Source organism: Algoriphagus sp. oki45 (assembly GCF_036245605.1).
Lineage (GTDB): Bacteria > Bacteroidota > Bacteroidia > Cytophagales > Cyclobacteriaceae > Algoriphagus.
In genome coordinates this window covers 482,076-494,727 of record NZ_BTPC01000002.1, presented here as the reverse complement: position 1 = coordinate 494,727, position 12,652 = coordinate 482,076, and the positions used below count along the sequence as shown (strand labels likewise).

The following is a 12,652-nucleotide window of genomic DNA, read 5'->3' as shown; positions in this document are numbered from 1 at the left end:
AAAATTAAGAAAGAAATTATCAAGCATGCTTACTTTTGGGATTATTTGTCAATTCTTCACGCCTTTCGGCTAGCCATGCAATTTATCCGACATCTTTTTGCCTCCTCAGACCATCCCAAATCACTTGGCGCTAAATTCAGAAAGCAAAGACTGGCAAAATTTGAAAAGCTTTTTTTCAGAAACTTCCGCTTGGAAAAGCCAATTCGGATTCTCGATGTGGGAGGGACAGACTATTTCTGGAAACACAGCCAGATTCCCCAAATTCCCAACCTTTCTATTACTCTTTTAAACCTCCATCAAGAAAATCCCAAGCATCCTCACATTTCATCTGTCATTGGAGACGCCACACACATGCCGGAATTTGAGGATGGAAGCTTTGACTTGGTCTTTTCCAACTCGGTCATCGAACACTTGTACACCTTCGAAAACCAAGAAAAAATGGCCAAGGAAATTCAGCGGGTAGGAAAAAAATTTTTCATACAGACTCCCAATAAATATTTTCCGATTGAGGCGCACTATGCCGTGCCTTTTGCCCAATACCTACCAAACAGACTGCTTTTCTTCTTGCTGACGAAGACCCCCATCAGCAGACTGAAAAGATGGGAACCAAGCCAAGCCGAGCAATACATTAAGGAAATCAGGCTGCTAAACGAGAAGGAAATGAGAGAACTGTTCCCGGGTGGAAAAATCCTCAAAGAAAAAGTAGGAGGATTGACCAAATCATTGACTGCTCACAATCTCCGCTAATCGGCAAACTGAAGCCGGACTAAGTTGGCATAAAAGCCTTCTTTTTCCTGAATCAATTCCTGATGGCTTCCTTGCTCCACGATTCGGCCTTCACTGAGTACGTAGATTCGATCGACTTGTCTAATCGTAGCCAAGCGATGCGCTATGATAATGGTCGTTCGACCTTTCATCAGCTTATCTAAGGCCTCTTGGACCAAAGCTTCAGACTCTGCATCCAAAGAGGAAGTAGCTTCATCCAAAATCAAAATGGCAGGATCTTTCAAAATCGCCCGGGCAATGGCCACTCGCTGTCTTTGCCCTCCCGAAAGCTTCACTCCCCGCTCTCCGACTAGGGTATCCAAGCCTTCCGGAAACTGGGAAATGAACTGCCAGGCATTGGCTTTTTTGGCGGCAGCAATCAGTTCCTCCTCTGAAGCATCCGGCTTGGCATAGGCGATATTTTCCCGAATTGAGCCTCCAAAGAGCAAAACTTCCTGAAGGACAATGCCGACTTTGCTTCGCAAGGCTTTCAAATCCCAATCCTCCACATTTCGATCATCGACCCGAATCTCGCCACCCTCGCAGGAATAAAAACGAAGTAGCAACTGGATGATGGTGGACTTGCCCGCCCCAGAGTGTCCAGCAAGTGCGACTTTCTCACCCGGATTTACCAAAAAGGAGATGGACTTCAATACCTGAATCTCAGGGCGTGTAGGATATCTGAATCCCACCTGATCAAATTCAATTTTACCTTCGAATTGGACGGCCTTGCTTCCTCCTTCTGCCTCGGCCTCTTCCCCTAGAATCTCCAATACCCGCTCGGAGCTACCGATAGCTTTCTGCAGTTGGGAATAGATATCTCCCAGTCCCGCGATTGACCCACCAATGAATGTGGTGTAAAGCACAAAGGAAACCAGCTCTCCCACACTCATCTCTCCCGATGCAACCAGGCTAGCTCCATACCACATCACCCCAACAATGCCTCCAAAAAGCGCAAAAATGATAAAGGAAATAAATGCTCCCCGGTATTTGGCGGTAGTCAAAGCTACTTTCACCACTCGATTGAGTCCTTTGCCATATCGCTCAGACTCATAGGCTTCACCCACAAAGGACTTGACCGTACTGATTGACTGAAGGGTCTCCTCCACGATCACATTGGCGCCGGCCAGTTCATCCTGTGTCTTTTTGGAAAGCCTGCGGATAAACCTCCCAAAAACCATGGCTATCACTACCAATACAGGAAAAGTCCCCAACATAAAGAGTGTCAGTTTGGGGGTATTGACCAAGAGAAAGCCCACACCAGCCACAAGGGTAATTACCTGACGAAACAGCTCTGCCAAAGTCGTGGAAAAGGTATCCTGAAGCTGACTTACATCAGCCGTAATCCTACTGATCAGCTCTCCTGTCCGTCTGCGATCAAAGAAAGTCATCGGAAGCCTCACCAATCTGGAATAGAGTGCCTGTCGGATATCCCTCATTGAGCGCTCAGACACCAAGGCAAAAAGCCATACCCGGAAAAAAGAAAACACACTCTGCACCGCCAGGATGGCTATCAATATAAAGGCGATGGAATTCACATCCGTGACAATCCACTCACTGCCTTGTGCTGTATCAATCAGCTTGCCGGCTACATAGGGAAAAGTAAGAAGTGTAAGCGATGAAAAAAGCAAAAAAATCAATCCTCCAAAAAATGCCCATCGATAAGGCATCAAAAACCTGAATATCCCTCCCAGCTTGCTTAGATTCTGCTTGTTCAACTTCCGCTTCTCCTCAGGCTCCAGAGCAGTTCCTCTTTGTTTTGCCATTTTTTATTTGGTGATCAATGGGCAAAAGTAGGGCTTTGCAAACAGAAATGACAAAAAAATCACTGATCCAGCTCATTCCTTTTGGACAAATCCTTAAGCAGACGATGAGCCAGTGACTCCCCCATGGCCGCAGAATGCTTAAAACCATGACCCGAACAGGCCGAAACCAAAAGTGCCGACAAGTCCCCCTTCCAAGGCTCAATCACAAACCGCGCATCCTCAGTGACTGTATAAAAACACACTTCAGACTGGATAAAATTTGGCCTGAGACCGGAAATTCTTCCTTCCACCTTTTGCTCCCAAAACTCTTTCTGCTCCTCAGGACTGGCCGATCTTTGGATAAGATCCGGGTGATCAACTTCCAAAAAAGATTCGGTGGCCATCTTGACCGAATGTCCATCCAAAGAAGGAAATCCATAGATAAAATCCTCCGAATCAGGACCAAAACCCCACATCCATACAGGAGAATCTTTCCAAGAGAAGCTTGGATCAATTTCAATCCAATGCAGGACTTGACGGCAGATTTTAAACCGGATTTTTGACTTTTCAGGTAATAAGTCCTTTATCCAGCCTCCAGAGGAAATAAGGAGTTTTTCAGCAAAAAAGATTCGATCAGGAGTTCTTAGGCTAAAATGATTGCCCTCTTTTTCTATCGCCAAAACCGGAGAGTTAAAAGCCAAGTGAGCTCCTTGTCCTTTGGCTAATCGAAGTTGGGTCTCAATTGCCAATTCTGGTCTGAGGTAGCCAGCTTCTTTTTCCCAATACACTCGTCCTGAGTCAGGAATCTGAAAGGCAGGAAACCGATCTCTCACCTCCCCAAGATCAGGGATAGAATGGGAGATCTGATTATTTCTGGCAAATCGAACGGTCCGATCCCAGAAGCCCTCCGAGCCATGCTTGGCCCAGGGTTTTTCACCCGAATCAATAAGAATTCCTCCAGTCTGGGAAAAAATCCGGACCCCGCTCTTAGCTTCCAATTCTCTCCACAGCTCATGGGAGCGCTTGGCCAAAGCTACATAATCCTCTCCTTCTCCCACGGCCAATCGGGTGATTCTAGTCTCTCCATGACTTGAGCCCAGGGTATGAGGGGGAGTAAACCGATCCAATCCGAGAACCCGCTTATTGGAGAGACTGAGATGATAGATTGCCGAGCTTCCGACTGCACCAAGTCCTATCACTGCTACATCATAGATTTCCTGTTTTTCCATGCCGGGAATCAATTTTCTACAAGGTAGGCACTCCAGACAATCAAAAAAAAGCCGGAATCAAATCCGGCGGTATGTCAACTTTTTCCCATCTGGGCATCGATAAGCTCTCTCTTGAGCTTTCGTTCGCGCTCCAGGGTATTTTTGCGATGCTGGTCAAACTCCTCCTGCACCTCCTCCAGATCTTTTTTGGCTTTTTTGATCTTGCTGAAGCTGCGGAAATATTGCAAAGAGAAAAAGGCAAGAAAACCGGCCAGCACAGTCACTAAAGTCCACATCATGGAAGAATAAACCGTCTTTTGAATATTCATTCCTAAAAAAGAGAAGCTCTCCTTGGCTTCGATGGCAGCCTCCTTTTCTTCCAAAGCTTGATTGAGCGATTGGGTGATAGTCCGAATACTGTCAGCTTTGGCGATTTGGGCGTTCTTCAAATCCCCAACTTGCACTCTCATGGTTTTAAGCGAATCCAGGATATTGGATTTGAGCTTTTCCAGATTTGCCTTTTTTACCACTTCATATTCCTGGAAATTATTGGAAACCCTATAGATGTATTCAAACTGACTTTCGATGGTGCCGGAGTTGAGGGAATTTTCAGGGGCGCTTCCTTCTTGAGCAAGGGTGCAAAAGAAAACGCCAAAAAGAAGGGGTAGAATCAGTGCAAATTTCTTCATTCAGATACTTTTTCAGGTGGTTTTCAATTCGGTTTTCAATAAACGTGCCTTTTTGAACCCAAAAGCATTTTTTTTCAAGTTTAACCCATTTGGGAAATAAAATCACCCAAAAACTTGGCTTTCTCTCTTATGGCAAAAACAACATTTCAAGAATAATATTGATTTCCAATGATTTATAGTAAATTTCTTAGACTTTTCCACAAGCAATTGCCCATTGAAGGGATAGAAGCAGAAGTTTAGGATGGGCTTGGGCAGGTACTGTTTGCCGGAGATTGGACAGCTTATTGAAGCTTTTTCTAAGCTGGATTTAATATAAAACCCGATCATCAGATGAAACTAAAAACTTTTAAAATCTGGCTCTTTTTGCTGCCTTTGGTCGCAGTGTTGGGAGTTTTGCTTTTTGTTCAATCCACCAACAACAGGGAGGAACTGGAGCAGCAACATATCCGGAGTATTGCCTCACTGAGTATGGATATTCCCGCAGCTTTGGCAGACTATCTGGTTCGTGTGGACACCTACATTCTGAGAAAAGCCTTTGGTGAGCTTGAAGGAGATTTGGGTCAAAATGCCCGGGATGTGCAGGCCTATTTGTCGGGCTTTGAGCCTGAAATCCTTTCTCTTCGGTTTGTCGAAAAGTCGAATTTGCCAGCAGAAACTTTGGAAATTCAAAAAACAAACGTAAGGATACGGAATCGGCCCATTCAAATCCGGAAAGAGCTTTTAGCCACCTTTAATAAGGCCGTCACCTCCAAAAGCTTTATCTCTGGAAATCCTGAAAATGGACAGAATGTCTTACTTATCGATTTGGATGTACCTATCCGGGAGCTTTTCCGAAAGCTGGAGAAAAATGATTACACCTTTCAGCAATTTTTTCTTACCGATGCCAAAGGAACTATACTCTATCCCAAAGAAGAAGAAGGCTCCCAGATTTTTGATCCTAAGTCCGGTTCCAAGTCTGACTCCTTGGTCAGCTACAAATCCGGAATTTCTATCCAAAATATCAATTACAATCAGAGCGTCTATCGGGCATATAGCCAAAGCATCAATCTCGACCCTCTCCAGCTATATTTTGTGGGGATTTATGACGATGCCTATTTTCAAAAAGTAGGACTGAGAATTAATTATAATCTGCTCAGTATCCTGCTTTTTACTCTGGTAGTCCTCATTGCTTCCTTGCCTATCCTCACCCTGGTCAATCTGGGCAAAGGCGACAAGCTCTCTCAATCCCGAATTATCCAAGTGGGTATATCCCTGATGGCTTTGGCAGTGGTGATCGGCTTTTCTCTTTCATTTACTAAAAACCGCATCGTCCCGGTTGATACCCTTCATCGGGAAATACAGCAAGCAGTACAGGAATTTGGCAAAAAAATCACTCACTTTGACTCGCTTCTAGAAAAATGGAATGGAGAAAACCCTCTGACTCCCAACCAAGTGAATGAATATATCCTTATTGATTCCAAAAATGGCTTCGTCCGGAATATACTTTTCGTAGGCAATAGCGAAACTCCGGCACTTCAGGTAAAATTTGATGAAGGATTATCTTTTATCGACCTCAAAGATCGGGCATATGTGAATTACTTCAACACTGGGGGAGATTCCTCCCGATTCATCAGCTCTCATTACAGCCGGGGAAGCGGAGACCTGGAGTCAGTGATTTCTCATCAAATTGATAATGGCTTGGTCAAGGCGATCACCTATACCCCAGGGCTTAGTGAAGTACTGCGAGAAGATTTTCGGATTTTACTGGTCAAAGATGACGGTTCCCTTTTGTATAAAACCGAAAAAGTAGAATCCTCAATTTCCAATTTGGAGGAGTCAGTCAGTCAGGATAAATGGAGGGAAATCCAGAGCCTGATGCTCAACAACCAGGAAATCTCCCAAACTATACAATTGGAAAGCCCCATTTACCTGAATGGCCACCATTACACTGCCTTGCTTAGCAGAGTGGAAAATGAAAACTTTGATCACTCCCTTTGGAGCATTTTCATGGTCAACACCAACCTTTACCATGTCTTTTCCGCGCTTACATCTCTGGAAGGCATCCTCTTCATTTTGGGTTATTTTCTGTTTCTGCTCGGTACACTGCTACTTCAGCAGGCAGTCCGAAAAAATGAAAATCGGCAAGGGTTTAAGTCCTTCCTTTTTGACTGGCTAGTTCCCACTAAAAACCGGCAAGGAAAACTGTTTTTCCTGATGATTTTTTATTTTGGGCAATTTCTGGTCATTCAGGGAATCCTTGTAGTCAATGATCTCAATCATCTCCAGACACTTTTCCTTCTTATCTTCTCTACCCTACAGATATCCTTTGCCAACCTGCTCATGGCAAAGCTGGAAAATGTCCGGAAAAAGGCCATTCCCAGAGAAATGACTGCCATTTTCCTGCTGGGAATTACCCTCTTGATTTTTTCCTATTGGATCAACCCGGAAAGCGGCCGAGCCATGGGAATCCTTGCTATTTATGGCTTGGTCTTCTCGATCCTTGGATTCAAAACGATCAAATATGATTTTTTGAAATTCGAAAAAATCGGTTCTCAAAATCAACTCTCCTTGTATCTGTTGGTCTGGTTTTTCATGATCGGGTTCTTTCCCGGATATCTCATTCAATCCAAAACCCAAAAATTTGAGCAAATTATCTGGAACAATCAATCTCGATCCAATCCCGTCAACCATGGAGGAGGATTTGAAATCTATGAAAAAGCACGCCGAAGCATGATGGTGGCCCTGACTGATCCTTTTGACCCCAAAATCCAAAACTTCATCGCTCCCGACCAAGGGCTGGTGAAAGCAGCATGGGAAGGTCAGCCTTTCCGCCTTACCAGCAATTGGATCCCTTTTTTCTTCTTTGGAATACTTCTGATTCTTACTTTTACCACTATCCGCTGGATTCAAGACTCCATTTTTTTCGATTTCAATCCACATTTTTCCCAAAAACCCCTACATACTGGCCCTTTCAACTACATCTGCTGTATCAATACAGATCAGATTTCAGATACGGTCTACAATTCGCATACAAAGAAGTTTGACCTCCAGTTTGAGACTTTACCCAAAATGGAAGAAATCGGAAACAAAGAATCTTTTCTTTTTCTTCATGTCCACTGCCTGGATGACTTGATGGGATTGGCAAAAATCCTGGGGAAAATCAAGAAAATGGAAGGCTCAGTCACCATTTACTCTGGCACCTTGTGGAAGCAGCTCTATGCTTCTTTGCAGTCAGACCGTGAAAAGACGATTTTCTCAGAAGCCTTCTCGGATTTCAATTTTGGTGTGGAGGAAATTCATGACCCCTATTCCTTTGGCATTTATTCTGAGGAGGAGAGTCTAACCCAGGTAAAGCTGAAAAAAGCTTTTTATGCAAATATTTGGTCAGAATTGAGCCTAGAGGAGAAGTTGGTCTGCTTCTATTATGCCGAGGCAGGCTTCTTTAATCCTGCAGCGGAAAACACGCTGATGGACTTAGCTCAAAAGGGCATCATCAAAGATAACCCTGAATCCAAGCAGGAAGGAGGATGGAGGGAATGGCGCTTATTCAGTCCAGTTTTCAGGCAGTTCATTCTTTCCAACACCAGCAAGGAGGAGATTCAGCTTTTCGAAGACTACGAAAAGAAAAACGGAAATGTATTGGTGGTCCGCACCGCGGCCATCAGTTTTGTTTTGATCTGTATTGCTATGGTAGGAATCTTTGACCGTGCATTTTTCAATGAAGCTTACGCCTATCTCACCGGAGGATTGGGCATTTTGGGCACTTTGTACTCCATGTTCAACCAAGGGATCTCAGGGCTTTTGAAGGGGAAACCCAAAACTTAAGCTGAATTATTTGATGAATCGCTAGGGCCATGACCTCCGGAAAATTAGTTTAGTCGCAAAGTTCCTTCAATGAAGTCCGCAATTCCTATCCTGATTCTGCTTGGTTCCTTTTTTTCATTTCAGGCTATCGCCCAGCAGCCCTCTCCTTTGGATGTGGGCATTTTTGCCTTCGAAAACGAAGAATGGGAAAAGGCCTCCAAAGCCTTTGCCGAATGGCTAAGGACCAATCCCAATGATTCCCAAGCCTTTTGGTTCAAGGCTCAGGCCGAAGAATATGGTGGGAATTGGGAAGCGGCGCTGACTGACTACAGCAGTCTTTTGATTCTGGAGCCCGAAAACGCAGAGGCCTATTTCGCCAGAGGACGCGTACGCTACCAGCTCAAGCAATATAACGAAGCTCTTGATGATTTTGAGGACTTTTTGCTAAATCCCACCGGGGAGACCAACCGGATTTTGTTCAAAATCGCCCCGGGAGATCAAGGAGTGTCTGAGGTCACTACTGCCCAATCTTTTACTCCTGATTTGGCTTATTTTCATATGGGGCTTTGTGCCATCGAGCTCAAAAACTACGAATTGGCATTGAGCTACCTCGATTTGGCAATAGAAGAAAACCCCAGGAAGGCGGATTACTATGCTGAGCAGGGAAGGGCTCTATCCCGTCTTGGAGAAAATATGGCAGCCATCGATTCCTATCAAAAGGCCTTGGACCTTGATCCCAACCACAAAATAGCCAGACAAGGTCTCGCCGCAACCCAAAACGGAGGGGATTCAGTCCTCATCGAAGAGCTTAACGAACTGATCACCAACGGGTCGGCAAACTACCAAACCTACAAGCAGCGGGGATTCTACCGGATGAACCATCAGGATATGGAAGGGGCATTATCGGATTTTTCAGAATCCATAAAAATGAATGCAGAAGACCCTGAATCCTATTTCTATCGAGCCTGGACCTACAAAAACCTGAAGAAATTCGACCAGGCTGAGGAAGACTACTCGGCAGCCATCGCCCTAGAACCTCAAAATCCAAGCTACTTTCTTGCCCGAGGTCAGGCACGATACCAAAATGGAAAGGCCGAGGAAGCCTTGGCAGACTTTACACTTGCGAGCAGCCTAGACCCTGAGGACCCAAATCTCCACTACCACAAAGGAATAGCCCTCCACAGATTGGGAAAAACGAAAGAAGCTTGTCAGGAATGGAAGATTGCAGCAAATGGGGACTTAGCGCCTGCTTTGGATGCCATCAAAAAAGTCTGTCAGTAAGCTAGAGCTGTTGGGCAGGTCTTACTCTCGAAGCCAAGATAGCCGGTCTCCAGGAGGCCAAAAGGGTAATGCCAATCACCGTAAGCCCTATCCACACCAAATCTGTACCCACTATCCGCACCGGATAGGCATCTACCACCGCAGATGAAATTCCCAAACTAACCAGGCCAAACTCCTGCTGAGCCCAAACCAGACCTATTCCCAAAACCAACCCCAATAAAGCCCCGCTTAATGCTATCAAGGCTCCTTGTTTGAGGAAAATTCGCTTAATCAGCTTCTCGGAGGCACCCATAGCCTGAAGCACCGCTATATCTTTTTTCTTCTCTATGGCAAGCATGCTCAGAGAAAAGAAAATATTAAAGGAAGCAATGGCTAAAACAAAGGAAAGGGTGAGAAAGACAAAAAGCTTCTCGAGCTTAACCGTACGGATCAGCGTGGCATGCTGCTCATCGGTATTCTTGACCAAAAAATCAGGTCCGAGATGGAGCTTAAGCGCTTTTTGAACAGCGGCGACGGAATAGCCCTCAGCCACCTTGATCTCCAAGGAGGTTCTCTTTTGCCCATAGTTGAGCAAATCCCGGACAAAATTCAAAGGCGCAATGACATATTCGTCATCAAAACGCTGCTCAATACTGAAAAAGGCCTTGGGATCCAATACGGCAGAGTTGTACAATTGGGAAGGGTCAATACTCGCGGCTGAGCGGGGCGCCTTGGGATAGTAGACTTTCAGAATCGAATTAGGAGCCTCCAGATTGACAGAAAGAAAAAATCCGACTCCTCTTCCCAAAATGGCGGCTGGTCTAAGATCCGTACCCAAAGTGGTATCACCCCAAAAGTAGCCATTGGAAAACCTTCCCTGCTCGAGGAAATTCGGGGAAACTCCCTTCAGTCTGGCTACCAGCTGATTTTGATTGTATTCGACAAGGGCATTGTCTTCGATCACTTCGGTTAGCACTGCTACTCCTTCCAGATTTTGAATGCTTTCCAACCAATCTTCCTCTGCCAAAAAGCTTTTGCCCCGGGCAGGCTCGATTTTCAGCTCTGCATCAAAACTGGCAAAAAGACTCCGAATCAAATCCTCCAATCCATTGAACACCGACATGACTACCACCAAAGCAATCGTTCCCACAGCCACCCCGATCATGGAAATGATGGATAGGACAGTGATAAAGTTCCGCTTCTTTTTGCTGCGAAAGTACCGGAGAGCAATAAAGCTGCTGGTGTTCAAGGTGCTTGGGATTAATCTTCTTCTTCATCCTCCTCAGGTGCAGGAGGAATATTGAGTCCTGAGATGATTTTGTCCATATGCTGGGCATAGCTGGCAGAATCGTCTGGGAAAAAGGCCAGTTCTGGGATGATTCTTACGGATTTTCCGATTCTCTTACCCAAATGATGCCTGATTTCTTTTTTGTGATCATTGATCAAATCGAAGGCTTGATTTTTATCAGCTAGCAAAAAACTCAGGTTGACCTTGGCAAAGCCCAAGTCAGGACTCACCTCGACTCTCGTCACAGTCACCATAGTGCGCCCGATTAGGTGCCTTGCTTCTTTTTGAAAAATCTCTCCCAATTCCTTTTGGATCAATTTGGCGTATTTTTTTTGTCTTTGGCTTTCCATCAGAAGTATTTATGGTACAAATTTAGCGAAATACTTGGGCATGCTTTAATTTCGGGGCAAAACCCAATCCAACTCAACCCAATACCTTGCTTAGATTTTTTAAAGTCAACGATCCATTTCGCCTCATTGGGGTAGCCCTGTATCTATTGGTGTTTTCTGTCGTCTATCTGATTTTGTTTCCTTTCCCGATTACAGAACCCCTCCTCCAATGGATGGTTTTGGGTGAGCGTCTGGGAGAGGGCTTTTTCCTCTATAAAGACGTGGTAGATGATACTGGACCTCTCTCCGCTGCCTTTTTTTTGGCAATGGACTTTCTTTTTGGAAGAAGTCCCCTGGCCTATGCGATTCTGGGAAGAGTATTGATTCTCATTCAGCTGACCTACTGGAATTTTACCTTGATCCGCTACCGGGTGTTTGATGAAAACACTTATTTGCCGGCAATAATTATGGCGGCTTTGTTTCACTTTTCCTTTGATATGCTCACCCTTTCTCCGGCTTTGCTTGGGAGTACTTTTTTGATTTTGGCTCTCAGCCAGCTCTTTTCACAGACTGTATTACAAAAAGAAACTTCCGAGTCCACCCTATTGATTGGGATCTATGGGGGTATCGCTACAGGTTTTCATTTGAATTTCGGGTTGATTTTGCCCTACATGATCTTTACCGGATTATTGATTTCCGGTTTTTCGTTTCGGCAGTTGATCTTGGCTATAGTTGGGTTTTTTCTACCTATTCTGCTCATTTTAGTGTTTTACTTCTGGAATGACAGCCTTCAGGATACCTTGGAGATTCTTCCTTTGGTTTTTACTTATGATGGATTTTCTTACCAGTCCATTTACAGTTGGTTGATTTTGGGAGCCTTTCCCATCTTGCTTGCCCTTTTTGGGTATTTCATGGGGACCTTCCAGCGGGGTTCCACAATCAATCAGCAAAAGCAAAGACAGATTATAATTACCTGGATGCTTTTTGGAGCATTGGTTTTCTTTTTTGTCAAAAAGCAGGCGGGATTTGAGCTTTTGATCTTTCTGCCTGGATTCACATATCTCATTACCCAGTTTTTTCTTTATGTCAAAAGGAGCTGGATCGGAGGAATCGCTTTTATGGCATTGGTCTTTGGTTTACCCTTGGGCGGACTTTTCTTTTGGAAAAGCCAGGCTCAAAGCAATGAAGCCTATTTTGTTTCCAGTAATCCAGATCATTCAACTCAAAATAAAAAAATCATGGTTTTGGGTCCAGAAATGGATCTTTACCTGGATAATCAGCTCGGAGGTCCATTTTTAAACTATCATCTCTCACAGACCTACATAGGAAAAGAGAAAGATTTGGAGGGAAAATCCAGGCTCTACAGCAAAGTCTTCCTTCAAAAGCCAGAATTGATTTTTGATTCAGAGGGAGAATTCAAGAGACTTTTGTCCGAATTTCCGGCATTGATGGCCCTTTATTCGGAGACATCACCTGGGGTGTTCGAAAAAGCCAAGCTTTAAATTTTTGACTTTCAGGGTTTTCAGTTGTAAATTCCAAGGAGATTCTTTTCCTCCTTCTTGGATTTTAACTTAACCTGTTTTTT

9 protein-coding genes are annotated in these 12,652 nt (G+C 44.6%); 4 read left to right on the top strand and 5 right to left on the bottom strand.

Annotated features, from left to right (window positions below):
- The first annotated feature begins 75 nt into the window (after positions 1-75).
- The gene (locus AAA942_RS11610; protein ID WP_338220441.1) at positions 76-747 is read left to right on the top strand and encodes a methyltransferase domain-containing protein; all 672 of its coding nucleotides are present in this window, start codon (positions 76-78) and stop codon (positions 745-747) included.
- On the opposite strand, the gene AAA942_RS11605 is transcribed toward AAA942_RS11610, so the two are convergent.
- The 3 genes from AAA942_RS11605 to AAA942_RS11595 all read right to left on the bottom strand — a co-directional run bounded on the left by AAA942_RS11605 (position 744) and on the right by AAA942_RS11595 (position 4,407).
- Positions 744-2,531, bottom strand: coding sequence for an ABC transporter ATP-binding protein (locus AAA942_RS11605; RefSeq protein WP_338220440.1), 1,788 nt, complete (start codon positions 2,529-2,531; stop codon positions 744-746). The two genes, AAA942_RS11610 and AAA942_RS11605, sit on opposite strands and share 4 nt — an antisense overlap.
- Before the next feature lie 59 nt (positions 2,532-2,590).
- The gene (solA, locus tag AAA942_RS11600) at positions 2,591-3,739 is read right to left on the bottom strand and encodes an N-methyl-L-tryptophan oxidase (RefSeq protein WP_338220439.1); all 1,149 of its coding nucleotides are present in this window, start codon (positions 3,737-3,739) and stop codon (positions 2,591-2,593) included.
- A gap of 74 nt (positions 3,740-3,813) precedes the next feature.
- Complete coding sequence (locus tag AAA942_RS11595; RefSeq protein WP_338220438.1) at positions 3,814-4,407, bottom strand: hypothetical protein; 594 nt, start codon at positions 4,405-4,407, stop codon at positions 3,814-3,816.
- Between the two features lie 330 nt (positions 4,408-4,737).
- Here AAA942_RS11595 and AAA942_RS11590 point away from each other — a divergent pair, with 330 nt between their 5' ends.
- Entirely contained in the window at positions 4,738-8,211 is a 3,474-nt protein-coding gene (locus AAA942_RS11590) for a hypothetical protein (RefSeq protein ID WP_338220437.1), read from the top strand.
- A 69-nt stretch (positions 8,212-8,280) separates the two neighbouring features.
- A complete protein-coding gene (locus tag AAA942_RS11585; RefSeq protein ID WP_338220436.1) occupies positions 8,281-9,471 on the top strand; it encodes a tetratricopeptide repeat protein in 1,191 nt (396 codons plus the stop codon).
- A 1-nt stretch (position 9,472) separates the two neighbouring features.
- On the opposite strand, the gene AAA942_RS11580 is transcribed toward AAA942_RS11585, so the two are convergent.
- Entirely contained in the window at positions 9,473-10,699 is a 1,227-nt protein-coding gene (locus tag AAA942_RS11580) for an FtsX-like permease family protein (RefSeq protein ID WP_338220435.1), read from the bottom strand.
- Between the two features lie 11 nt (positions 10,700-10,710).
- Positions 10,711-11,088, bottom strand: a complete 378-nt coding sequence (gene rbfA, locus AAA942_RS11575) for a 30S ribosome-binding factor RbfA (RefSeq protein ID WP_338220434.1) — start codon at positions 11,086-11,088, stop codon at positions 10,711-10,713.
- 86 nt (positions 11,089-11,174) lie between these two features.
- On the opposite strand from rbfA, the gene AAA942_RS11570 reads away from it, so the two are divergent.
- Positions 11,175-12,569 carry a hypothetical protein gene (locus tag AAA942_RS11570; RefSeq protein ID WP_338220433.1) on the top strand — a complete coding sequence of 465 codons (1,395 nt, stop codon included), beginning with the start codon at positions 11,175-11,177 and terminating at the stop codon, positions 12,567-12,569.
- The last annotated feature ends 83 nt before the right edge of the window (positions 12,570-12,652 follow it).